General features: G+C 64.1%; 19 protein-coding genes. 9 read left to right on the top strand and 10 right to left on the bottom strand.

What is annotated here, in order from left to right:
- The first annotated feature begins 216 nt into the window (after positions 1 to 216).
- The gene (locus tag EGJ09_RS05095) at positions 217 to 1,938 is read left to right on the top strand and encodes a SulP family inorganic anion transporter (protein WP_125923390.1); all 1,722 of its coding nucleotides are present in this window, start codon (positions 217 to 219) and stop codon (positions 1,936 to 1,938) included.
- A 4-nt stretch (positions 1,939 to 1,942) separates the two neighbouring features.
- On the opposite strand, the gene EGJ09_RS05090 is transcribed toward EGJ09_RS05095, so the two are convergent.
- The 7 genes from EGJ09_RS05090 to ycaC are packed head-to-tail and all read right to left on the bottom strand — an operon-like array spanning position 1,943 to position 9,414.
- The gene (locus EGJ09_RS05090) at positions 1,943 to 2,953 is read right to left on the bottom strand and encodes a DUF2955 domain-containing protein (protein WP_125923389.1); all 1,011 of its coding nucleotides are present in this window, start codon (positions 2,951 to 2,953) and stop codon (positions 1,943 to 1,945) included.
- Positions 2,943 to 4,028: an HlyD family secretion protein gene (locus EGJ09_RS05085; RefSeq protein ID WP_119687777.1), complete on the bottom strand. Its 1,086-nt coding sequence runs from the start codon at positions 4,026 to 4,028 to the stop codon at positions 2,943 to 2,945. The genes EGJ09_RS05090 and EGJ09_RS05085 overlap by 11 nt, the downstream gene beginning before the upstream one ends.
- The gene (locus EGJ09_RS05080; protein ID WP_125923388.1) at positions 4,028 to 5,539 is read right to left on the bottom strand and encodes an efflux transporter outer membrane subunit; all 1,512 of its coding nucleotides are present in this window, start codon (positions 5,537 to 5,539) and stop codon (positions 4,028 to 4,030) included. The genes EGJ09_RS05085 and EGJ09_RS05080 overlap by 1 nt, the downstream gene beginning before the upstream one ends.
- Before the next feature lie 13 nt (positions 5,540 to 5,552).
- Complete coding sequence (locus EGJ09_RS05075; protein WP_115273855.1) at positions 5,553 to 6,650, bottom strand: AI-2E family transporter; 1,098 nt, start codon at positions 6,648 to 6,650, stop codon at positions 5,553 to 5,555.
- 40 nt (positions 6,651 to 6,690) lie between these two features.
- The gene (locus tag EGJ09_RS05070; protein ID WP_046784573.1) at positions 6,691 to 7,887 is read right to left on the bottom strand and encodes a monovalent cation:proton antiporter-2 (CPA2) family protein; all 1,197 of its coding nucleotides are present in this window, start codon (positions 7,885 to 7,887) and stop codon (positions 6,691 to 6,693) included.
- Between the two features lie 36 nt (positions 7,888 to 7,923).
- Positions 7,924 to 8,742: a polyphosphate kinase 2 gene (ppk2, locus tag EGJ09_RS05065; protein WP_125923387.1), complete on the bottom strand. Its 819-nt coding sequence runs from the start codon at positions 8,740 to 8,742 to the stop codon at positions 7,924 to 7,926.
- Between the two features lie 51 nt (positions 8,743 to 8,793).
- Positions 8,794 to 9,414 carry an isochorismate family cysteine hydrolase YcaC gene (ycaC, locus tag EGJ09_RS05060; protein WP_046784574.1) on the bottom strand — a complete coding sequence of 207 codons (621 nt, stop codon included), beginning with the start codon at positions 9,412 to 9,414 and terminating at the stop codon, positions 8,794 to 8,796.
- Positions 9,415 to 9,615: 201 nt separating this feature from the next.
- Here ycaC and EGJ09_RS05055 point away from each other — a divergent pair, with 201 nt between their 5' ends.
- The 5 genes from EGJ09_RS05055 to EGJ09_RS05035 all read left to right on the top strand — a co-directional run bounded on the left by EGJ09_RS05055 (position 9,616) and on the right by EGJ09_RS05035 (position 13,852).
- On the top strand, positions 9,616 to 10,011 hold the full coding sequence (locus EGJ09_RS05055; RefSeq protein ID WP_046784575.1) for a hypothetical protein: 396 nt from the start codon (positions 9,616 to 9,618) through the stop codon (positions 10,009 to 10,011).
- Positions 10,008 to 10,295, top strand: a complete 288-nt coding sequence (locus EGJ09_RS05050; RefSeq protein WP_125923386.1) for an RES family NAD+ phosphorylase — start codon at positions 10,008 to 10,010, stop codon at positions 10,293 to 10,295. Before EGJ09_RS05055 ends, EGJ09_RS05050 begins: the two co-directional genes overlap by 4 nt.
- A 127-nt stretch (positions 10,296 to 10,422) precedes the next feature.
- Complete coding sequence (locus EGJ09_RS05045; RefSeq protein ID WP_039601730.1) at positions 10,423 to 10,812, top strand: nuclear transport factor 2 family protein; 390 nt, start codon at positions 10,423 to 10,425, stop codon at positions 10,810 to 10,812.
- A gap of 93 nt (positions 10,813 to 10,905) precedes the next feature.
- Complete coding sequence (locus EGJ09_RS05040; RefSeq protein ID WP_125923385.1) at positions 10,906 to 12,408, top strand: cytosine permease; 1,503 nt, start codon at positions 10,906 to 10,908, stop codon at positions 12,406 to 12,408.
- Between the two features lie 13 nt (positions 12,409 to 12,421).
- On the top strand, positions 12,422 to 13,852 hold the full coding sequence (locus tag EGJ09_RS05035) for an aldehyde dehydrogenase family protein (protein ID WP_046784578.1): 1,431 nt from the start codon (positions 12,422 to 12,424) through the stop codon (positions 13,850 to 13,852).
- Between the two features lie 58 nt (positions 13,853 to 13,910).
- Here EGJ09_RS05035 and EGJ09_RS05030 read toward each other — a convergent pair whose 3' ends face one another.
- The 3 genes from EGJ09_RS05030 to EGJ09_RS05020 are packed head-to-tail and all read right to left on the bottom strand — an operon-like array spanning position 13,911 to position 18,076.
- Positions 13,911 to 16,310 carry a DUF3772 domain-containing protein gene (locus EGJ09_RS05030; protein WP_125923384.1) on the bottom strand — a complete coding sequence of 800 codons (2,400 nt, stop codon included), beginning with the start codon at positions 16,308 to 16,310 and terminating at the stop codon, positions 13,911 to 13,913.
- Positions 16,311 to 16,366: 56 nt separating this feature from the next.
- Complete coding sequence (gene ada / locus EGJ09_RS05025; protein ID WP_125923383.1) at positions 16,367 to 17,419, bottom strand: bifunctional DNA-binding transcriptional regulator/O6-methylguanine-DNA methyltransferase Ada; 1,053 nt, start codon at positions 17,417 to 17,419, stop codon at positions 16,367 to 16,369.
- 30 nt (positions 17,420 to 17,449) lie between these two features.
- The gene (locus EGJ09_RS05020; protein ID WP_046784581.1) at positions 17,450 to 18,076 is read right to left on the bottom strand and encodes a DNA-3-methyladenine glycosylase; all 627 of its coding nucleotides are present in this window, start codon (positions 18,074 to 18,076) and stop codon (positions 17,450 to 17,452) included.
- A gap of 169 nt (positions 18,077 to 18,245) precedes the next feature.
- On the opposite strand from EGJ09_RS05020, the gene EGJ09_RS05015 reads away from it, so the two are divergent.
- From EGJ09_RS05015 to EGJ09_RS05005, 3 genes are all read left to right on the top strand, one after another.
- Positions 18,246 to 18,761 carry a sigma-70 family RNA polymerase sigma factor gene (locus EGJ09_RS05015; protein WP_046784582.1) on the top strand — a complete coding sequence of 172 codons (516 nt, stop codon included), beginning with the start codon at positions 18,246 to 18,248 and terminating at the stop codon, positions 18,759 to 18,761.
- On the top strand, positions 18,748 to 19,704 hold the full coding sequence (locus tag EGJ09_RS05010; protein WP_125923382.1) for a FecR domain-containing protein: 957 nt from the start codon (positions 18,748 to 18,750) through the stop codon (positions 19,702 to 19,704). Before EGJ09_RS05015 ends, EGJ09_RS05010 begins: the two co-directional genes overlap by 14 nt.
- 95 nt (positions 19,705 to 19,799) lie before the next feature.
- On the top strand, positions 19,800 to 22,274 hold the full coding sequence (locus tag EGJ09_RS05005; protein ID WP_125923381.1) for a TonB-dependent siderophore receptor: 2,475 nt from the start codon (positions 19,800 to 19,802) through the stop codon (positions 22,272 to 22,274).
- Positions 22,275 to 22,324 lie beyond the last annotated feature (50 nt).

Below are 22,324 nucleotides of genomic sequence, written 5' to 3'. Positions count from 1 at the left end.
GGGTTTTTTTTGGGATGTTCACAGGGCTTTGCTGATACGCCTGGGCGGATGTCTGCATTGATGGGGCCTGCGCAGGACAATTCCCAAGCTATCTTGAATTGAAGCATTCGGTTTCAAGTTGGTAATTGGCTTACATCTGGGGGCTGCGCAGCGGCGCCCATTCGGGCCAGCCCACTAAAAGCACTTTCATGCGACCTCCGCCCAGGAGCCACCACCATGCATGAAACACCGCCCCGCCCCGGCTTCGACTGGCAACGCTGGCTTCCTGGGCTGGCCACCCTGATGCACTACCAGCTCGCCTGGCTGCCCAAGGACATCGCTGCCGGGCTGGTGCTCACCACCATGCTGGTGCCCGTGGGCATCGCCTATGCCGAAGCCTCCGGTGTGCCCGGCATCTACGGCTTGTATGCGACCATCATTCCCTTACTGGCCTACGCCTTGTTCGGCCCCAGCCGAATCCTGGTACTCGGCCCGGACTCGGCGCTGGCCGCGCCGATCCTCGCCGTGGTGGTGCAGTACGCCGCCAGCGACCCACAGCGAGCCATTGCCGTCGCCAGCCTGATGGCCCTGGTGGCTGGCACCTTCTGCGTGATCGCCGGCCTGCTGCGCCTGGGCTTCATCACCGAGTTGTTGTCCAAGCCTATCCGCTATGGCTACATGAACGGCATCGCGCTCACCGTGCTGATCAGCCAGTTGCCCAAGCTGTTCGGCCTATCGATCGACAGCCAGGGGCCCCTGCGCGACCTGTGGTACTTGGCGAAGACCTTGATCGCCGGCCAGGGGCACTGGCCCAGCTTTGCAGTCGGCGGCGCCAGCCTGGCGTTGATCCTGCTGCTCAAGCCCTACAAGCGCCTACCGGGCATCCTCATCGCCGTGGTGCTCGCCACCCTGGCGGTAAGCCTGTTAGACCTCGACCAGATGGGTGTGAAAGTACTCGGTGAACTACCCCAGGGCTTGCCCAGCTTCGTCTTTCCCTGGGTGACCGACATCGACCTGGTCGAGGTACTGCTGGGTGGTATCGCCGTGGCGCTGGTGTCGTTCGCCGATACCAGCGTGCTGTCACGCACCTACGCGGCGCGCCTGAAAACACCGGTCAACCCGAACCAGGAAATGTTCGGCCTGGGCGTGGCCAACCTGGCCTCCGGGCTGTTCCAGGGCATCCCGATCAGCAGCAGCTCGTCGCGTACTCCGGTGGCCGAGGCGGCCGGCTCAAAGACCCAGCTTACCGGCATCATCGGTGCGGTGGCTGTGACAATCCTGTTGTTGGTCGCGCCCAACCTCCTGCAACACCTGCCCAACAGCGCACTGGCCGCAGTGGTGATCGCGGCGGCACTGGGGCTGTTCGAGTTTGCCGACCTCAAGCGCATCTTTCGCATGCAGCAATGGGAGTTCTGGCTGTCGTTCACCTGCTTCGTGGGGGTTGCGGTGTTCGGCGCCATCCCCGGCATCTGCATTGCCGTGGCGATTTCGGTGATCGAGTTCCTGTGGGATGGCTGGCGGCCGCATCATGCGGTGCTCGGGCGGGTGGACGGCACCCGCGGCTACCATGACGTGCAGCGTTATCCACAGGCTCGCAGAGTACCGGGGCTGGTACTGCTGCGCTGGGATGCGCCGCTGTTCTTCGCCAATGCCGAGCAGTTTCAGGCCACGGTGCTGGCGGCGGTGGATGAGTCGCCCACCCCCGTGCAGCGGTTGGTGATCGCAGCGGAACCGGTGACCAGCATCGATATCACTTCGGCGGACATGCTGGCCGAACTCGACCGGGCGCTGGAGGCCCGGGGAGTCGAGCTGCAGTTCGCCGAGATGAAGGACCCGGTGAAAGACAAGATGAAACGGTTCGAATTGTTCCAGCACATGGGCGAGACGGCGTTTCACCCCACTGTCGGTGCTGCGGTGGATGCTTATCTGCAGGACACCGGGGTGGACTGGAAGCCATGAGCCGCTAAACGGCGCTGAGCCGACGCCGGTCGAGCCATATCAGCAGAGCACTGGCATACAGCGACACGGCCAGAAACAACGCCATGCGCACCGCAAACGCCCGGTAGACGTCCTGGCCGGCTGCACTGTCCTGCACTGACTGCCCCAGCAGGATAAGCAGCGTGGTCAGGCAACTCACCCAGTACGCCGGGCTGTGCCGCGTGCTTACCACGCGGTAGAGCCTGCGCCCCTGCCACAGCGTGAACAGCAGCACCCACAGGAAAAACATCCACACGTGCACGAACACACTCAATGCCGCCCACATGAGCATCGCCAACACCCCCGCCAGCACCGTCGAGCCTATCAGCTCACGGCTGGCATGCCGGGCCCGGGTCTCGCCAGCCTGCTGCCCAAGGCTCACCGCCTTCATGATAAGCGGCATGAACGCGTCGGGCGCGATCAGCGCCAGCAGGAACGCCGGCATGACGATCAGCGTGGCACGCAAGGCTATCCAGCCGACATCGGCGCGATCGGGCAATGGCGGCGCAGGTTGCGCAGGCGCGTGCGCAGGTTCTGGAACCAGCACATGGGCCAACGCCGTCCCCAGCACCGCCAGCAGCATGCCCTTGGCCATCGCCTCGACCACCATGAGCGCCAGGGTGAAATCGCTGGTACCGGCAGCGGCGATCATGGTCAGGCCAACCACCAACAGGTTGGCCAGCAGGCCGTTGCCACCCTTGAGCGCATAGCGCAACACCAGAAATACCCCCACACCGACCAGCAACACGCCACTCACCGGCGCATGGCGCAACAGGGGTATCAGCAAGAGGCCGCTGCCACAGCTGAGCAACACCAGTATCGCCAACATCGGTGCGGCCTTGATCGGCAACGGCTCGCTGCGCATGGCCAACAACAGCACTGCGAACACCGGCGCAAGTATGGGCACCGGCAGGCCCAGGCCAAAACTCGCCACCAGGCATAGCGCCACGCCCAAGGCCAGGCGCAGCGCGCGCAGGCGTCGCAGCTCAATAGGCATAGGACAGCCAGCTCATCAGCCACATGAACACACGCCCCAGAAGGTTCAAAGGGTTACCTTCGCCGGGCAAGGCCATGACTTCGGCCTGACCGCCCACACGCAGCCCGGACCTGTCTGCAAGTTGGTCTCGGTCGAGCTCGACGATCACCGGGAAGCGCTGCGCCGAGCGTAGCCATTCGCGGCTGTTCTGTACGGTCGGCAAGGAACCCGGCGGCGTACCCTGCCCCACACTCACGCCATAGCCGATGCTGCGGATATGCCCTTGCAATACCTTACCGGGCATGGCGTCCAGCACCACCAGCACCGGTGTACCAGGGCGCAGACGACCGAGGTTGTTCTCGGTCATGTCGGCGCTTATCCACACGTCGTGGATGGCGATCAGGGTCATCATCGCACTGCCGGCGGGAACATAGTGGCCCACGTCAGTGCGCAGGTCAGTGATCAGCCCATTGGCATCGGCGCGCACCACGGTGCGGGCCAGGTCCAGGCGGGCTTTTTCGACATTGGCCGCCGCACTGCGCAGTTGCGCGTTGTCCGCCTCCACCCCGCCTTGCTGCTCCCGCGCCCGTTCGACTTCCGCACGGGCTGCCGCCACCTGGCTGATGGCCTGGTCGCGGGTCGCCTGCGCCCCTTCAAGGCGACGGACAGACACTGTACCTGGGTCTTCTTCGATCAGCCGTTTGAGCCGCTCGGCATCCTGGCGGGCCTTGCGCTCGTTGGCCTGGGCCGCCACCAAGGCGGCCTTGGCCGAGTCAATGCCGGCGGTATTGGCGCCGATCTGCCGGCGTACCGTATCCAGATCTGCCTGGGCGCGAGTCAAGGCAATGCGGTACTGCTCCTGATCCAGCTCGAACAGCACATCACCCTGGCGCACTTGCTGGTTGTTGCCCACCGCCACGCGCTTGACCTGCCCGGCAACTTCAGCGGCCACGGGCACCACATAGGCTTGCAGACGAGCCTGCTGGGTATAAGGCGTGAACCGGTCGGCAAGCAGGTACCACACCAGGCTCACGATGATCAGCACCAACACCCAGTGCATGGCGCGGTCAGGGGGCGTGTCCACGGCGTCACTCATCAGGGCTCACCTTGTTCAGGGTCGGCGGGGGCCGGCTCGTCCAGCAGGTCACCCCAATCGGTACGGTTTTCCATCTGCTGGCGGGTGGCCGGGTCAACGGGCTTGCGCTGGTTGTCCCAACCACCGCCCAGCGCTTTGTACAGCGTCACCAGGCTGCTCACTGCGTTGCCCCGGCTGACCAGGTAGCCGTCCTGCTGCTGCAACAGCAGTTGCTGGGCATCGAGCACGCGCTGGAAATCGGCAAAGCCTTCCTGGTACTGGGCGCTGGCCAGGCTCAGCGAGCGCTGGGCGGCCTGCGAGGCCTCCTGGCGAATGCTGGCGCTCTGCAGCGAACGCACCAGGCCACTGGCGGCGTCATCGGCCTCACGCGCAGCTTCACGCACCCCTTGCTGGTACAGCTCGATCAACTGCTGCAGGCGCGCATCCTCGACACGCACGGCATTCTTGCGGCGGCCGTAGTCGAAGGGGCTCCATAGCAGGCTTGGCCCGGCAGCCAGGTCGAAGGTGTTGGGCAGTTGATTGGCCGATACGAAAGTCCAGCCGATGCTGCCCAGCAGGCTCAGCTGTGGATAAAGATCCGCGGTGGCCACCCCGACGAGTGCCGACTGCGCCGCCACGGCTTGCTCGGCGGCACGAATGTCGGGGCGCCGCTGCAGCAGGCTGGCGGGCACGTCCTGCAACACAGCCCGGTCCGGCAGTGGTAACTGGCCGTACCGCGCAGCCAGCTGCGGCAACGGCCCGGGCGGCCTGCCGAGCAATGCGCAGAGCACATTGCGCAAGGCATTGAGCTGGTTTTCGAACTCGGGAATCGTGGCCTGAGTTGCCAGATACTGGGTACGCGCCTGCTGCCAGTCGAGCTCGTCGTTCTCGCCGTGGCGGAACAGCCGCTCGGTAATTTCCAGGCTACGCGCCTGGCGCCTGGCGTTCTCCGTTGCGATCTGCAGCCGCGCCTCGGCGGTGCGCAGGGCAAAGTAGGTGTCGGCCACCTGCGCACGCATCAGCAGCATGGCGTCGGCGTAATTGGCCTGGGACGCGAAATAAGCGGCATCGGCGCTTTCGATGGCGCGGCTGAAACGCCCCCAGAAATCGATCTCCCACCCGATATCGAAACCCACGCTGGACTGCCAGAACACCGAATCGCGGGCGCTGTCGGTGCCGGACTGGTCCTGTTTGAGGTACAGGCTCTGCCCACGCAGTTGCTGCAACTGTGGATAACGCCCGGTCTGGACGATGGCCAACTGCGCCCTGGCCTCGGCGACGCGCAGGCCGGCCAGGCGCAGGCTGGTGTTATTGGCGTCGGCCTCGGCGATCAGTGCGTCCAAGGCCGGGTCGGCAAACACTGCCCACCACTGGCGCAGCTCCGGCTGCTCAGCCCTGCGCTGGGCCTGCTCGAGCAAGGGCGTGCTCCAGCTGTCCAACCACGGGTGCCGGGGCGACTCATAGTCCGGGCCGACCTGGGTGCAACCGGCCAGCACCATCAGCAGGCTCAACCCACAGCAGCGCCTGGGCATGGCAGGCCTTGGCTCAGGCTGCCGGCGGCGCGGGTTGCTCCGGCACCTGCAAGGCCACCCATTGCCAGAACAGCACGTAGGTCACAGCGAGGATCACCGGGCCGAGGAACAGCCCGATGATGCCCTTGACCACCATGCCGCCCAGCGCACCGATCAACACCACCGGCATCGGCACATCCACCCCGCGGCCCAGCAACAAAGGTTTGAGCACGTTGTCGGCAAGCCCGGCGACGAAGGTGTAGACAGCGAACACGATAGTGACCACGGTGAAGCCCTCGACGTTGAGTACGTAGATGATCACCGGCAACGTGATCAACGTCGCCGGGGCCTGGGCGATGCCCAGCATGAGGATGAGAATGGCCAGCATGCCGGCACCTGGGACGCCTTTGATCACGAAGCCCACACCGATCAACAGCATCTGGATGAAGGCGATGCCGATCACCCCTTGCGCCACTGCACGAATGGTCGCGGTGCACAACGTGGCAAGCGGCTTGCCCCGCTCTTGGCCAGAAATCCGCATGGCGATGCGCTGTGCTGCGATTTCGCCACGATCACCAAAAGCCATGATCACGCCGGAAATGATGATCGCGCCGACGAACAGCAGGAAGGCCCCGCCGGCACTGGCCGCCGCACCCAATGCCGTACGCCCGGCGCTCTTGAGCTGGGGCATCCATTGCGCAATCACATCGGCCAGGTTCTCGGAGGCTGACAGCCACAGCGCATGGACTTTTGGCCCGATCAGTGGCCAGTTGGCCACAGAGTCGGGCGGCACCGGCACGCTCCAGCTGTCGCTTCTGATCAGCGACACCAGGTGGTCCACCGATTCACCGATGGACATCACCACCAGGTAGATCGGTACCAGCAACACCACCAGCACCAGCAGCACCACCAGTGTCGCCGCATAGCCGTCCTTGAAACCTGAACCACGCTTGATGCGTTGGTACAGCGGATACAACGTCACCGCCAGGATTACCGACCACAGCATCAGCTCCAGAAATGGCTGGAAAACCTGAAAGGCAAAAAGCACCAGGGCAGCCACCAGGCCTGCCTTGATGAGCACATCGAGCAGGCCCCGTGACCGGGCGCTGTCCAGTTTGATACTCGGCTGCATGACTCATCTCCTCGTGCTCAGTGCGCCAGGCGGGCGCGATTCAGTGGTCCGTTCTGGGTGCAGGGTGCGAGGTATCGCGCTCAGGCAGCTGTCGCGCCAGGGCCATCATCACCAGCGGCACCACCGCCATCGAGAGGGTGATCGCGAGCACCAGCAGGTCGTGCACCTGTCGAGTCAGAACGTGATGTTCGAGCGCCATTTTGAATACGACGAACGCAAACTCGCCGCCCGATGCCAGCACCACCCCCAGGCACAACGCCTGCGGGTGAGTGAGCCCACCCGCCAGCCGGCCCAACCCCCAGAGAAGCGGCAATTTGATGCCCACCAACAACAGCGTGAGCCCCAGCACGGCCAGGGGCATGCCGATCAGCAGACGCAAATCGGCGCTCATTCCCACCCCGACGAAAAACAACCCCAGCAACAGGCCCTTGAGCGGCTCGATCTGGGCTTCCAGTTCGTGGCGAAACGGTGACTCGGCCATCAGCACACCAGCAAGAAAGGCGCCCAGGGCCATGGATATGCCCACGTGCTCCATCACCCAGGCCGTGCCCAGCACCACCAGCAAGGCGGTGGCGGTCGACAGCTCCGGCAGGCCCGACCCGACTGTCCATTTGAACACCGGCGTCATCAGGTAACGGCCGCTGACGATCACCAGGCCAATGCCAAGTGACACCGCCAGTAGCGGCCAGGCGCGCTCATCGGCAGTGCTGACATCACCGCCAAGCAACGGCACCACGGCAATCAGCGGTATGGCGGCGATGTCCTGAAACAGCAGGATGGCCACGGCCAGGCGGCCGTGCGGTTTGCCCAGGTCCTTGCGTTCGGCCAGGACCTGCAGGCCGAACGCGGTGGACGACAGGGCAAGGCCCAGCCCCAGAACGATCGACGCCGGTTTCGATTGGCCGAACACTGCATACGCCAGCAAGCCAAGCACCAGGGCAGTCAGCCCGACCTGCAGCGCCCCGACACCGAACAGCGCCCGGCGCATGGTCCACAAGCGCTGTGGTGATAGCTCCAGGCCAATCACGAACAGCAACATGACCACACCGATCTCTGAAATCCGTGCCACGTTGCCTGGGTTATCAAGCAGCCCCAATACCGAAGGGCCGATCAGGATGCCGGCCAGAAGATAGCCAGGCACCGCCCCCATCTTCAGACGCTGCGCCAGTGGCACCAGAAGCACCACGGCCAGCAGGAAGACCACTGTAGCCTGCAGCAGGCTGCCGTCATGTGGCATAGGTTCGTACCCTTGCGACCATGCGCAGTGAGGGAATCAGAAACGCTCTTCGACCACTTTGAAGGGATAGGCTACCGCTTTGTACTTGCCGATCTTGCCGCGTTTGGGCAGCTTCACCACCTTGTCGCCAGTGACGTCCTTGTAGGGAATGCGCGAAAGCAGATGGCTGATGATGTTCAGGCGAGCACGGCGTTTGTCGTCGGAATGGGCCAGGAACCACGGCGCCCACGATGAATCGGAAGCAGCGAACATCTCATCGCGGGCGAGGGTGTATTCATCCCAGCGGGTGTAGGACTTGAGGTCCATGGGAGAAAGTTTCCACACCTTGCGGCCGTCATTGATGCGGTCCTGCAGGCGGCGGGTCTGCTCCTGGGCGCTGACTTCGAGCCAGTACTTGATGAGGATGATCCCCGACTCGACCATCAGCTTCTCCAGCAAGGGCACCACCGCGAGGAACTTGCCGGCCTGCTCGTCGGTGCAAAAGCCCATCACCCGCTCAACGCCTGCGCGGTTGTACCAGCTGCGATCGAAGATCACTACCTCCCCCGCTGCCGGCAGGTGGTTGAGGTAGCGCTGGGCATACATCTGGGACTTTTCCCGTTCAGTCGGCGCCGGTAGCGCCACCACGCGGAACACCCGTGGGCTGACCCGCTCGGTGATGGCCTTGATGGTGCCGCCCTTGCCGGCACCATCACGGCCCTCGAATACGATGCACACCTTCAGGCCCTTGGCCACGACCCATTCCTGCAGCTTCACCAATTCCACATGCAGGTCTTTCAGCTGTTTGTCATAGGCCTTGCCGCCCAGCTTCTCGGCGGGCGCCTGCAAGTCTTTCTTCCTGGACGGCTTGGCCATGACACGCTCCTTGGTGCGAATGAACAGTCAGTATGGTCGATCCCTGCCGTTTTACTTGGCCAACTTGCTGTAACTGGTCATCAGGTTGCGGTAATCGGGAATATGGTTGGAGAACAACGTGCCCAGGCCTTCAACATCATTGCGCCAATCACGGTGCAGCTCGCAGGCCACGCCGAACCAGGTCATCAGTTGCGCCCCGGCTGCCTCCATCCGCCGCCAGGCCGAATCACGGGTCAGCTCATTGAAGGTGCCGGAGGCATCGGTGACCACGAACACCTCGAAGCCCTCCTCCAGCGCCGACAACGCCGGGAAGGCCACACAGACTTCCGTGACCACGCCGGCGATCAGCAACTGTTTCTTGCCGGTGGCCTTCACCGCCTTGACGAAATCTTCGTTGTCCCAGGCGTTGATGTTGCCCGGCCGGGCGATGTAGGGGGCGTCGGGGAATTGCTCCTTGAGTTCGGGCACCAGCGGCCCGTTGGGGCCGGTTTCGAAACTGGTGGTGAGGATGGTGGGCAGCTTGAAGTACTCGGCCAGGTCGGCAAGCGCCAACACGTTGTTCTTGAAACGGTCGGGGTCGATATCCCGGACCAGCGACAACAGGCCGGTCTGGTGATCGACCAGCAGAACCGCGGCGTTGTTCTTGTCCAGACGCTTGTATTGGAAGGCCATGACCGATCTCCTTGCTAACGTTGGGGTGGGAGTTTCAGCGTAGGCAAGGATGGGGGGTGAGTAAGACCGCCAGTCGGATCCAAGGCGGCGGTGCAGAACCGATGACAGCGCGGTCCCAGCCTGCGTGCAAAGATCTTGATTTATGCTCAAATTGTGCAAAAATTGTGCTTGTGAGAAGCAAACCCCCTCAGGAGGTCAATCATGGCCAGCAATGCAGTATTGGAACTTCAACCCACAAGTTTCGAGGGGCTGATGGAAGCGCTTCGGGAAGTCAATCGGGTCATGTTCTCCCCTGAGCGGTTCCTGAAGGTGTTCTCGATGGACCAGCAGACATTCGCAACCCGCGCCCATGTCCATCGCAACACCGTGCGCAACGCCCCCGAGTCGGAGAAGATCCAGGCGTACATACGTGATGCCGTGCGGGTCTTGCGTGCTGTAACTGACATGGGCACGGACATGACCAAGGCCATTTTCTGGTTCAAGAACGAACCGCTGTCGACATTCGACTACAGAACGCCAGAAGAGGTTGTCAGCGACGGCCGAACTGAACAGTTGATCGCCTTCCTGCAGTCGTGGGAAGCCGGTTCTCAAGGATGAAAATCATCGCGTTGAAGAACCTGCCCTGCTACCGGCTGCACACACCGAAATGGGCAATAACACCAACATCCGGCACCGGCGCGGCTACCCAAGGTGGCCGCGCCAATCGCAAAGGGCTTGAGGCGCTTTACCTATCCCTGGAGCCGGCCACTGCCGTGGCCGAGTTCCAGCAGGGTAGTCCGTTTTTACCGCCGGGATTGCTGGTGAGTTACTCATCGTTAATGACCCCAGAGGCGACTTGCCTCGCGACCAATCTTCCTGGAGTGATTCCTGAGTCAGGCTAAGCGCCTGGTTCATCGCACTTCACTTCACAAATTCCTGAACTAATTATTTCCCCCCAGCGATTTGTTCACCCGCCAACCCCCACCAGAATCGCTTCACCACAATCACAATAACCGTGAGGCCACTCCCGTGGACCAGACACTTCAGGTACGCCAGGCCGCCGCCGACCTTGTAGCCGCCTTCGCCAGCAACGACACCGCCCGCTACTTCGCCTGCTTCAGCGAAGACGCCACCTTTCTTTTCCACACCCTGGCGCAACCGCTGCTGTCGCGCGGCGCCTACGAAGACCTCTGGGCCCAATGGCAGGCCGAGGGTTTTGCCGTGCTCGGCTGCGTTTCGAGCAATGCGCAGGTGAGCCTGCAAGGTGATGTGGCGATCTTCATGCACGATGTTGCCACGCACATCCGCATCGCCGGCGAGCAGCACCAACTGGCCGAGCGCGAAACCATCGTGTTCCGCCGCCACGGCGAACGCTGGCTGGCCTGCCATGAGCACCTGTCGGTCGTCACCGTCGCCTGATTCACCTTTACGCGGCCCTGCCGCCCTGCCATCGCACCCACAAGAGGGCCCGCGCACCGCGCCGGCCTACAACAACCGCGCTGGAGCATCACCATGAGCCACTCGACCGGTATCGAGACCAATGGCGTCGAACAGATCCCTGACGATCAACGCGACGCCTCCCCGCTGGACCTGTTCCGCCTGATCTTCGGCGGTGCCAACACCTTTGCCACCGCCGTGCTGGGCAGCTTCCCGGTACTGTTCGGGCTGTCGTTCCAGGCCGGGGTCTGGGCGATCCTGCTCGGCGTCGGCGTGGGTGCGCTGATCCTTGCGCCCATGGGCTTGTTCGGCGCGCTCAACGGCACCAACAACGCGGTGTCGTCGGGCGCGCACTTCGGCGTGCATGGGCGCATCGTCGGCTCGTTCCTGTCGCTGCTCACCGCCGTGGCGTTCTTCTCGCTGTCGGTATGGAGTTCCGGCGATGCCCTGGTCGGCGGCGCCAAGCGCCTGGCCGGGCTGCCCGAAACCGACCTGACCCTGGGCCTGGCCTACGGCCTGTTCGCCATCCTGGTGCTGGTGGTGTGCATCTTCGGCTTCCGCTTCATGCTGTGGGTCAACAAGGTTGCCGTATGGGCCTCGAGCCTGCTGTTCCTGCTGGGCATCTTCGCCTTTGCCGGCCCGTTCGATGCGGGCTACGCCGGGAGCGTCAACCTTGGCCAGGCCGGATTCTGGGCAGCCTTCGTCGGCGCGGCGATTCTGGCCATGAGCAACCCGGTATCGTTTGGCGCCTTCCTCGGCGACTGGTCGCGCTATATCCCGCGGCAAACGCCCAAGGCGCGCATCATGCTGGCGGTGATCGCCGCCCAGGCCGCCACGCTGATCCCGTTCCTGTTCGGCCTGTGCACCGCCACCCTGGTGGCCACCCACGCCGCGGACTACATCGTCGCCAACAATTACGTAGGTGGCCTGTTGGCGATTTCGCCTAGCTGGTTCTTCCTGCCGGTGTGCCTGATCGCGGTGATCGGTGGCATGTCCACCGGCACCACTGCGCTCTACGGCACCGGGCTGGACATGTCGAGCGTGTTCCCGCGGCTGCTCAGCCGCGCAGGCGCCACCGTGCTGATCGGGGTAATGGCTATTGCCTTCATCTTCATCGGCCGCTTCACCTTCAACCTGGTGCAGAGCGTTTCGACCTTCGCCGTGCTGATCATTACCTGCACCAGCCCGTGGATGGTGATCATGATTCTCGGCTTGATCACCCGCCGCGGCTTCTACCACGCCGACGACCTGCAAGTGTTCACCCGCGGCCAGCGCGGCGGTCACTACTGGTTCCTGCATGGCTGGAACTGGCGCGGCATGGGCGCGTGGGTCCCCAGCGCGGTGGTAGGCATGAGCTTCGTCAACCTGCCTGGGCAGTTCGTCGGCCCGCTGGGCGACCTGGCTGGCGGCATCGACGTGAGCCTGCCGGTAACCCTGGGCATGGCTGGTGTGCTGTACCTGCTGCTGCTCAACCTGTTCCCTGAACCTGCTGGCGTGTATGGCCCCAACGGCCCGCGCTGGGTGCGTTGCAAAAGCACCGCGCACACGCCGGTGCTGAAACCTGCCGAAATGGCCTGACTGGATAACGACCATGACCACTTCCCACTACATCGCCGGCCGCTGGGTCGAAGGCCAGGGCAGCGACTGCATCAGCGTCAATGACCCTGCATTGGGCCAACCTTTTGCCGAACTGATGGCCGCCAGCGTTGCTCAGGTCGACCAGGCCGTGGCGGCGGCGCGCAATGCCCTGCCCACCTGGAAGCAGGTCAGCGCCAACGAGCGTGCGGCGTACCTGCGCGGTTTTGCCGAGCAGCTTGGGCAACGCCGTGAAGCACTGATCAGCCTGCAAATGCGCAACAACGGCAAGCCTCGCCATGAGGCCGAAATCGACCTGGACGATGCCATAGCCACCTTCGCTTATTACGCCGACCTGGCCGAGCAACTGCCGGAAAGGAATCGCGAAGTGGCGTTGGCCGCACCGGGTTTTACCGCCCGCACCCGGCTGGAGCCGGTGGGTGTGGTCGGCCTGATCGTGCCGTGGAACTTCCCGTTGGTGACCAGCGCCTGGAAGCTCGCCCCGGCCTTGGCGGCAGGCTGCACCGTGGTGCTCAAGCCCTCGGAAGTCACCCCGCTGATCGAGCAGGCCTACGGCCAGATCGCCGATACCCTAGGCCTGCCTGCCGGCGTGCTGAACATTGTCAACGGCAAGGCCGAGACCGGCGCGGCACTGAGCAGCCACAGCGGCCTGGACAAGCTGTCGTTCACCGGCAGCAACAGCGTCGGCAGCCAGGTGATGCGCAGCGCATCGGCACAGTGCCGGCCCGTGACCCTGGAGTTGGGCGGCAAATCGGCGATCGTGGTGTTCGATGATTGCGATGTGGACCAGGCAGTGGAGTGGATCGTCGCCGGTATCACCTGGAACGCCGGGCAAATGTGCTCGGCCACCTCGCGCTTGCTGGTGCACGATGGCATTGCCGATGCGCTGCTGCCACGCCTGCAACAGGCACTGGAAACGCTGCGCGTCGGTAACCCACTGACTGAAGAAGTGGACATGGGCCCGCTGACCAGCCAGGCGCAATGGTTGAAGGTTGCCAGCTACTTTGCCACCGCCCGTGAAGAGGGCCTGCAGTGCCTGGCCGGTGGCAAGGCGCTGGACCGCGACGGCTGGTTTGTCAGCCCGACGCTGTATGCCGACGTCCCCGTGGACAGCCGCCTGTGGAATGAAGAAATCTTCGGGCCGGTGCTGTGCGCGCGTCGATTCTCGACCGAAGCACAGGCAATTACCGAGGCCAACGACAGCCGTTTCGGCCTTGTCGCCACCGTTTGCTCAGCGGACCTGGAGCGCGCCGAGCGGGTGGCCGATGCGCTGGAAGTCGGGCATGTGTGGATCAACTCGGTACAAGCGGTGTTCGTCGAAACGTCCTGGGGCGGCACCAAGGGTAGCGGGATCGGGCGGGAGCTCGGGCCTTGGGGGTTGTCGGGCTACCTGTCGGTCAAGCATGTGACGCGGTGCCTGGGCTGATTGCCCCAGGGGCCGCCAGGCGGCCCAAGCGCCGGCGGCCGTCTTGCGCGCCAGGGTATTACGCCGGCTCGTCAGCCGGGCGTGCGCCCTCCTGCACCAGCACCATGCTCTGCGGTGAAGACAGGGGAATGCCCTCATCACGCAAGCGCCCCAGGATGGTGAACAGCAGGTCGCTGCGCGCCCCTGACACCTGCCGCGGCCCCGCCACATAGCCGCTGACACTGATCACCATGCCGCTGGTCGTCAGGTCCTTGAAGGTTACCGAAGCAGCCGGCGCGTCCAGGATCGCCTCATGCTCGTGAAAGGCGTTCAGCAGCAGGTCGCGCACCTGGTTGGCATCGGTCTCCAGCGGCAGGGTCAGGGTGATGCCCACCACGCCCAAGGCATTGCCCATGGTCACGTTGCGCACGTTCTGCGAGATGAACTGCGAGTTGGGCACGATCACCGTGGAGCGGTCGGACATCTGGATCTCGGTGGCGCGCACGTTGATCCGGCGAATGTCACCCTCGACGCCCGCCAGGCTCACCCAGTCGCCCACCTTGACCGGGCGCTCGGTGAGCAGGATCAGACCGGAAATGAAGTTCTGCACGATCTGCTGCAAGCCGAAACCGATACCCACCGACAGCGCACTGACCACCCAGGTCAGGCTGGTGAGGTTGATGCGCAGGGTCGACATCACCAGCATGGCCAGGAACAGGAAGCCCAGGTAACCGACCAGGGTTACCAGCGAGGCACGCATGCCGGCGTCCATGTCAGTTTCCGGCAGCAGGCGCTCGCTCAGCCAGCGCTTGAGCACACGGATACCGAGCATGCCGCCTAACAGCATCGCCACGGCCAGCAGGATGTCTTGCGGCACGATGTTCAGGTTGCCAAGCAACTTGCCACCGGTGCCGTCCCAATCGCCCAGGCTCAGCAGCAGCTCGCCGGGGCTGGTGCCCGACGGCATCAACGCCAGCATCACGGCCAGGAACAGCAGGACCGTGCGGCTGACACCGGTCAGGATGGTGCTGGCCTGGGCCTGATGGCGTGGTGCCAGGCCCAGCGACGACGCCAGCGCCAGGCCGCCGGGTTGACGCGGCGACAGCAGGGTTTCGCACAGATCAGCCAGGAAGGTGGTCAAAAGGTAGGCGCAGGTGGCGACCATGCTGATCCACAGCAGCTTGGCAGTGAGGAAGTAAGCCAGGGTGAGGTAGCCGGCCAGCAGCGTCAGCAAGATGAGCCCGACCCACACCACGATCACGAACGGGATCAGCCCTGCCAGGCCGGTCGGGCGCGCCAGCTCATGTTTGCGCAAGGTCCGGCGGTAACGTATGAGCGCCGCGGAGAAGATGGCGGCCACCACCAGCGCGGTCAGGCCGTTGGTGGCGACAGTCAGCGCCAGGCTGGTGCCGATCACACTGTTGATGCGCTCGAAGGTCAGCATCACCATCAGTGCCAGGGCCAGCAACTTGGGGAACCAACCCAGAGCACTGGCCACTTCGTCGGGGATCGGCGGCAAACGCCAGGAAGGCCGTTGCAGCATCAACATGGCCCGGCCAAGGCCGGTGATGAAGGCACTGAACACCACGAGCATGAGGAAGTGGTTGGTCAGGCTGGCCATGTCCGAGCCCAGCATGGCACTGCTTTGAAGGCCCCAACGCAGCAGCGACACGGCGCCGGCGATAGTGCCCAGGGTGGCCAGGCTCACGCTCAAGGCCAATGCGCTTCGGCGCAGGCGGCCTTCGGGCAGCCAACGAATCATGGCGGCAGCGAGCAGGCGCTCAAGGACCAGGCGGACCAGTGTCCAGACCAGGATCGCGGCCACCAGGCTAGTGATGAAGAACCCGCGGTGTTCAGCGCTCAAGGCACTGGCGACGGCATCGGCCGCCTCGCCGCGCAAGTCACGCAGGCGCATCACATCGTCCTCGGTAGGACGGATCAGCGACTGCCAGAAAGCCGGGCTCAGCGGGGTGGCCGCCCGGCTGGTCACTTGCGAGTTGAACTGGCTACGGCGCAGGTTGACGATTTGCGTGGACAGGTCGCGCGCCGACTGAGTCAGCTTGGTGGCCTGATCCTGCTCGGCGAGCACGGACTTTTTCTGCGCCTCCAGCTCCTTGCGCTGCAAGGCCAGGGTCGCGGCTTCATCCTTCTGTACCGGGCCGATGACCTTGAGCTTGTCGTCGAGCTTCTGCACGTCAGCAGCGCGCAAGGTGCTCAACGCATCGGCCTGTCGCTGGACCTGCACGGTAGCCATGCGCAGTTGCGAGAGCAGGTCGTCGTTGGCGTTGCTGGTCACGCCCTGACGAATCTGGTCGAGCCTGTCGCTCAACTGCTCGATACTTGCGTTTTCATCCAGCACCGGCAGCTCGCTGGCAACCAGGTTGGCAACCGGCACGGAAGCCGACCAGGCCGGCGACGCAAGCGCCAGCATCAGGGCCATTACACCCAGGTAAAATCGGGCAAGGCAGACACGCCTCATCGAACGTTCCTCATCACAAGGCTATTTGGCGGTGGATTCTACGCGGCTTGCGGCCTTCAGGAGAGTGCCGTTTCTCGCTCCAACAGTTGCCGCTTGCGCTCCACCCCCCAGCGGTAGCCGCTGATGTCGCCGTCTCGGCGCACCACCCGATGGCAAGGAATCGCCACGGCGATACGGTTGGCCGCACAAGCCATGGCCACGGCACGCACCGCTTTGGGCGCGCCAATGCGCTCGGCAATCTCGGTATAGCTTACCCGGCCGCCCAGCGGGACTTCGCGCAGGGCTTGCCAGACCCGCTCCTGAAACGCGGTGCCCTGCACATCCAGAGGCAAGTCCAGGCCCAGGGCGGGCGCCTCGACGAAGCCCACCACCTGCGCCACCAGTCGTTCGTACTCGGCATCGCCGCCGATCAGGCGAGCGTTAGGGAATTGATCCTGCAATTGCTCGAGCAGCGCTTCAGGTGCATCACCCAACAGGATTGCGCAGATGCCTTTTTCGCTTTGCGCCACCAGGATCGCCCCCAGTGAACACTGCCCTACGGCGAAATGAATGGCCATACCCGCGCCACCGGCGCGGTACTGGCGCGGGCGCATGCCCAAGCGCTGATCGGCGCTTTCGTAGAAACGGCTATTGGAGTTGTAACCGGCATCAAAGATGGCATCGGTCACCGTTGTTTTCCCCTCGCCCAGCCGCTCGCGCAGGCGCCGGGCGCGGAAGGCTGTGGCATAGGCCTTTGGCGTGAGGCCGGTTGCAGCCTTGAACAGGCGGTGCAAGTGGTACGGGCTGACCCCCAGTTGTGCCCCGAGCTGGCCGAGGCCGGGTGGATTGTCCGGGGTTTCGAGCAGGCGGCAGGCGCGGGCTACCAGTTCGCAGCGGCGAATGCTCGACGGCTTGGCCTGGCAGCGCCGGCAGGGACGATAGCCTGCGGCCTGCGCGGCGGCGGCAGCGGTGAAGAATTCGACGTTCTCGCGTTTGGCCATGCGCGATTTGCAGCCGGGTTGGCAATAAATGCCGGTGGTGCGCACGGCGTAGACGAAATGGCCTGCTGCTGCCGCGTCGCGGGTGTAGACAGCTTGCCAGCGTTGTTCGTCAGTGGTGTAGGGGGTCATTGCGGTATGCCTCAACCAAGCTGATTCGTCTCAGGCCCGCCACAGATACCAGGCTGCCACCGTGCGGTGCGGACGCCACCCGGCGCCCAGCGACCGCATCTGCGCCGGCGTCGGCGCCTTGCCCAGCCCCTTGAGGCGACGATACCCCTCACGCACCGCAAAATCGTCCACCGGCAACACATCCGAGCGCTCCAGGCTATAGATCAGCAGCATCTCGACGGTCCAGCGGCCCACGCCGCGCAAGGCAACCAGGCGCTCGATCAAGGCCTCATCGCTCATGCCCAATGCCTCTTCCCGGCACGGCACCGCCCCGTCCAGCGCGGCCTGGGCAATCCCGTGGATTGTCGCCAGCTTGCTCGCGGAAAACCCACAGGTACGCATCGTTTCCGGCGCCACCTCAAGCAACTGCCTCGGCGCGGGAAACCCATCGTCAGGAAACAGCGCCAGCAATCGCCCCAGTATCGCTTCGGCCGCACGGGCATGCAGCTGCTGGTAGGCAATCGCCCGTACCAGCGCCTCATAGGGCTCGCGCCCCGGTGTCGCCCGGTGCAGGCACGGCCCGGTCGCAGCAATGTGCCGCGCCCAGTCAGGGTCCAGCGCGGCCAGGTAATCGGTGGCTTCGCGATAGGCTTCAGGCGAGAGGTCGGCCAGGATCATCCATAGCTCCAGTGGGTTCAAGGCAGGACCAGCTTAGCCCAGCCACTGATCGTGGAAACGCCGAATCTTGCGCAGCTAATTCCGGGCAACCATTGCCCAGTGCCATCATCCATGCATAGAATTGAGAACTATTCACAGTCACGCATGCTTCCTGGGATCAGCCGCTACGATGCAGCTCAACGACACGCTCAAACCGGCCGAAGTCGCCCTGCTCTATCAGTCCCATCACGCTTGGCTACGTGGGTGGCTGCGCAGCCGGGTCGGCTGCCAGGAACACGCTGCAGACCTTGCGCAGGACACCTTCGTGCGCCTGCTGCGTGCACGCCAGGTTTCGCCGATCAAAGAACCGCGGGCTTACCTGAGCAGCATCGCTCGCGGCCTGATGATCGACCAGTTCCGCCGTCGCGCCCTGGAGCGCGCCTACCAGGAAAGCCTGGCCCATGTACCCGAAGGCGAAGTGCCCAGCGAAGAACATCGCCTGGTGATTCTGGATGCCCTCGAGCGCCTTGACCGTGCCCTGCACCAGCTCAGGCCCCGCGCCCGCCAGGCCTTTTTGCTGGCCCAGCTCGATGGCCTGAGCATCGCGCAGATCGCCCTTCGCCTTGGCGTTTCGCGTGCCACCGTGGAACGCGACCTGGCCAAGGCCCTGGGCGTCTGCTACCGGTTGCGCTATGCCGAGCTCTGATCAAGTACCCGCGCAGGCCCAGGTCGACCAGGCCATCGAATGGCTGGTGAAGCTGCGCTTCGACACCCCAAGCCCGGCTACCGAACAGCAGTTCCAGCAATGGTTGGCCCACCACCCGCACAACGCCCAGGCCTGGCAGCGGGTGAGCACCCTCAGCGACGAACTGGCGGGGCTCCCCAGCGACCTTAGCCGGCGCACCCTCGATGGCCGCCAACGCCAGCGCATCAACCGCCGTGACCACCTCAAACTGCTGGCGGTGCTGGCGATCGGCGGCAGCGCCGGTTGGGCCGCGCGCGAGCCGCTCGGCCTGCCCGCCCTGATGGCCGACAACAGCACCGGCACTGGCGAACGTCGCCGGTTGCAGGGTAGTGATGGCAGCCAGATCCAGCTCAACACGGCCAGCGCCATCGACCTGCACTACAGCGCCGAGCTGCGCGAACTGACCCTGCTGCGCGGCGAAGTCAGCCTGGCCAGCAACCCTGGCGACAACCGCCCGTTCCGCATCACCACCCGGGTCGGCGCCCTGGCTACCCAGGACGGCCAACTGCTGCTGCGCGAAAACGATCAGGGCCTGTTGCTGGCCGTGCGCCGCGGCAAAGTCACCTTGTTCCCGGCCTCCCCTTCACCACGCGTGGTGCAGGCGGGCGAGGTGTTGCAAGTATCGCCGCACGGGGCTCACGCGCTTGCCTCGTTGCATGGCGACCCGTGGGGCTGGACCGACGGTGTGCTCAGCGTGCAACAGATGCCACTGGGCGAGTTCTGCGCCGAACTGGCCCGTTACCGCCCGGGCCTGCTGCGCTGCGCTGGCGAGGTGGCCGCGCTGAAGGTATCCGGCACTTACCAGCTGAACGATACCGAGCAGATTCTGCAACTGCTCACCCGCAGCCTGCCGGTACGTGTCGATTACCGCACACGCTATTGGGTCAGCGTCGGGGCAGCCTGATCTTTTTTGAAAAAGAATGAGGTGGAATCTCATTCTCGTCCGGCCTGAAGGAACAAAGCCCGAAAAGTGGTCTACGAAACCTTCAGGAGCGGTCCATGATCCACCCGTGTTCCCCCCGCAACGACAGGCTGCGCCATGCCGTGCGCGCCGCCGTGTTCGGCCTCGGCCTGGGCAGCGCCCTGGCACTGCCCGCACAGGTCGCGGCTGCACCCGCCAGCCAGCACCGGCAAATCGACTGGAGCATCCCCGCAGGCCCTCTGGCCCCGGCACTGGACCAGGTGGCCCGGCAAGGCGGCCTGAGCCTGTCGTTCGATGCGAACAGCCTGCAGGGCAAGACCACCCAAGGCGTGCAGGGGCGCCACGAGCCGGCCCAAGCATTGACCCTCGTGCTGATGGGCAGCGATGTGCAAGTGCAACAGGAAGGCGATAACAGCTTTCTGCTGATACCCGCACTGGACGCCGGTGGTGCACTGCAACTGGGTGCCACCAGCATTTCCAGCGATCGCCTGGGGGAAACCACCGAGCACAGTGGCTCCTACACGACCGGTGCGGTCACCATCGGCAAGACCGCACAAAGCATTCGCCACACCCCGCAGTCGGTGACCGTGGTCACCCGCCAGCGCATCGACGACCAGAACATCACCAACCTGACCAACCTGCTGGAGCAGACGCCTGGTGTGGTGGTGAACCTCACCGACAGCGAACGCGTGCAGTACTACTCACGCGGCTATGCGATCGATGCCATCCAGTACGATGGCGCCACCGTGGTACAGGGCAGCGGCGGTGGTTCATTCATCCAGAGCGATTCGGCCATCATCGACCGGGCCGAGATCTTGCGCGGGGCCACCGGCATGATTCGCGGCGCGGGTAACCCGTCAGGCACCGTCAACCTGGTGCGCAAACGCCCGACGCACGAATTCCAGGGCGAAGGCAGCGTCACCCTCGGCTCCTGGGATGCCCAGCGTTATGTCGCCGATATCTCCGGCCCGCTGACAGAAACCGGCAACGTGCGAGGCCGGGTGATCGCCGTACACGATGACAAAGACCATTTCCAGGACTCGCGCCAGGAGCGCAAAGAGGTGTTCTACGGTGTGCTGGCCTTCGATCTGAATGAAAGCACCACCCTGACCACTGGCCTTGAGTGGACCAAGCTCGATGCCACCGGCGCCTGGGGCAACCTGCCCGCCGACTATGATGGCTCGCCCCTTGCGCTTGGCCGCAGCACTTACCTGGGTGCCGACTGGAACCGCTGGGACCGCAGCAACCTGCAGACCTTTGCCGAGCTCGAACACCGTTTCGACAACGACTGGTCGCTCAAGCTGATGGCCCAGCGCACGCACTTCGAGCTGGATGACCACGGTTTCAAGCAGACCTACTTCACCCGCGCCAGTGGCGCTGCCAACCCCAGCAACAACCCCTACCTGATGAACTATCAGGTTACCGAGGGCGACGGCGGCGAGAGCCTGCAGAACAACCTGAGCGCCACCCTCAACGGGCCGTTCGAGCTGCTCGGGCGCAGCCATGACCTGATGCTGGGTGTCGAGCGCATTCGCAATGACTCCTACGCCTCGGCCACCAACTTCGTATCCTCCGGTGTTTTCGACATCCGCGAGTGGGACCCAAAGACCAGCCTGGCCGAACCGGACATCAACATCACCGCCCATCCGGTGCGCACGCGCACCACCCAGGAAGCGGCCTACGCCACCTGGCGCATTTCCCTGGCAGACCCGCTCACGGCAATCATCGGGGCACGGGCCAACTGGTATGACTACGAGCAGGAAAACAACGTCAAGTCGAACGGCAAGTTCAGCGTCGACAACAAGATCGTGCCGTATGCGGCGCTGATCTACGACCTCAACGATAACTTCAGCACCTACGCCAGCTACACCGAAATCTTCAACCCGCAGACCGCCACCGACGTCAGCGGCTCGGTGCTGGAGCCCACCACAGGCGAAGCTTACGAGACCGGAATCAAAGGCGAGTTCTACGAGGGGCGGCTGAACACCTCGCTGGCGTTCTTCCGCATCTACCAGGTGGGCAACGCCCTGGATGACCTGAGCGGCCCCAACCCCTGCCCGCCCAACTACACCTCGGGCTATTGCAAGGTGGCTGCAGGCAAGAACCGCAGCCAAGGCTTCGAGCTGGAGATTTCCGGCGAAGTATTGCCAGGCTGGAACGTGACCGGTGGCTACACCTACAACACCACCAAGCAACTCAAGGACACCATCAGCAACACCGGCAACGCCATCCGCACCACCGACCCCAAGCGCATGCTGCGCCTGTTCACCAGCTATCGCCTGCCGGGCGAGCTGCAAGCGTGGACAGTTGGCGGCGGCGTGCAGGCGCAGAGCGACATCTACAACCGCAGCGGCAGCGCCGAGGCCTCGCAGGCGGGGTATGCGGTGTATAACGCGATGGTCAATTACCGGTTCAACGAGCATTACTCGTTGCAGCTCAATGCCAACAATATCTTCGACAAGAAGTACTACCGCCAGGTGGCGCCGACACCGACCGGGTATTACTGGGGTGACCCGCGCAATGTGTCAGTGACCTTGCGTGGCAGCTTCTGACCCAGGCTGCCAGGCCCCCACTACCCTCAAGGCCTCAGGTGCACCTGTAG

The organism is Pseudomonas sp. p106 (assembly GCF_003936645.1).
GTDB lineage: Bacteria > Pseudomonadota > Gammaproteobacteria > Pseudomonadales > Pseudomonadaceae > Aquipseudomonas > Aquipseudomonas putida_E.
Note: the sequence above shows the minus strand (reverse complement) of the source record. Positions and strands in the feature narration are given on the sequence as shown.

Excerpts from the sequence above, each read along its gene's own strand:
- EGJ09_RS05095 (WP_125923390.1), top strand. The coding sequence starts at position 217 with ATGCATGAAACACCGCCCCGCCCCGGCTTCGACTGGCAACGCTGGCTT.
- EGJ09_RS05090 (WP_125923389.1), bottom strand. The coding sequence starts at position 2,953 with ATGCCTATTGAGCTGCGACGCCTGCGCGCGCTGCGCCTGGCCTTGGGC.
- EGJ09_RS05085 (WP_119687777.1), bottom strand. The coding sequence starts at position 4,028 with ATGAGTGACGCCGTGGACACGCCCCCTGACCGCGCCATGCACTGGGTG.
- EGJ09_RS05080 (WP_125923388.1), bottom strand. The coding sequence starts at position 5,539 with ATGCCCAGGCGCTGCTGTGGGTTGAGCCTGCTGATGGTGCTGGCCGGT.
- EGJ09_RS05075 (WP_115273855.1), bottom strand. The coding sequence starts at position 6,650 with ATGCAGCCGAGTATCAAACTGGACAGCGCCCGGTCACGGGGCCTGCTC.
- EGJ09_RS05070 (WP_046784573.1), bottom strand. The coding sequence starts at position 7,887 with ATGCCACATGACGGCAGCCTGCTGCAGGCTACAGTGGTCTTCCTGCTG.
- ppk2 (WP_125923387.1), bottom strand. The coding sequence starts at position 8,742 with ATGGCCAAGCCGTCCAGGAAGAAAGACTTGCAGGCGCCCGCCGAGAAG.
- ycaC (WP_046784574.1), bottom strand. The coding sequence starts at position 9,414 with ATGGCCTTCCAATACAAGCGTCTGGACAAGAACAACGCCGCGGTTCTG.
- EGJ09_RS05055 (WP_046784575.1), top strand. The coding sequence starts at position 9,616 with ATGGCCAGCAATGCAGTATTGGAACTTCAACCCACAAGTTTCGAGGGG.
- EGJ09_RS05050 (WP_125923386.1), top strand. The coding sequence starts at position 10,008 with ATGAAAATCATCGCGTTGAAGAACCTGCCCTGCTACCGGCTGCACACA.
- EGJ09_RS05040 (WP_125923385.1), top strand. The coding sequence starts at position 10,906 with ATGAGCCACTCGACCGGTATCGAGACCAATGGCGTCGAACAGATCCCT.
- EGJ09_RS05035 (WP_046784578.1), top strand. The coding sequence starts at position 12,422 with ATGACCACTTCCCACTACATCGCCGGCCGCTGGGTCGAAGGCCAGGGC.
- EGJ09_RS05030 (WP_125923384.1), bottom strand. The coding sequence starts at position 16,310 with ATGAGGCGTGTCTGCCTTGCCCGATTTTACCTGGGTGTAATGGCCCTG.
- ada (WP_125923383.1), bottom strand. The coding sequence starts at position 17,419 with ATGACCCCCTACACCACTGACGAACAACGCTGGCAAGCTGTCTACACC.
- EGJ09_RS05020 (WP_046784581.1), bottom strand. The coding sequence starts at position 18,076 with ATGATCCTGGCCGACCTCTCGCCTGAAGCCTATCGCGAAGCCACCGAT.
- EGJ09_RS05015 (WP_046784582.1), top strand. The coding sequence starts at position 18,246 with ATGCAGCTCAACGACACGCTCAAACCGGCCGAAGTCGCCCTGCTCTAT.
- EGJ09_RS05010 (WP_125923382.1), top strand. The coding sequence starts at position 18,748 with ATGCCGAGCTCTGATCAAGTACCCGCGCAGGCCCAGGTCGACCAGGCC.
- EGJ09_RS05005 (WP_125923381.1), top strand. The coding sequence starts at position 19,800 with ATGATCCACCCGTGTTCCCCCCGCAACGACAGGCTGCGCCATGCCGTG.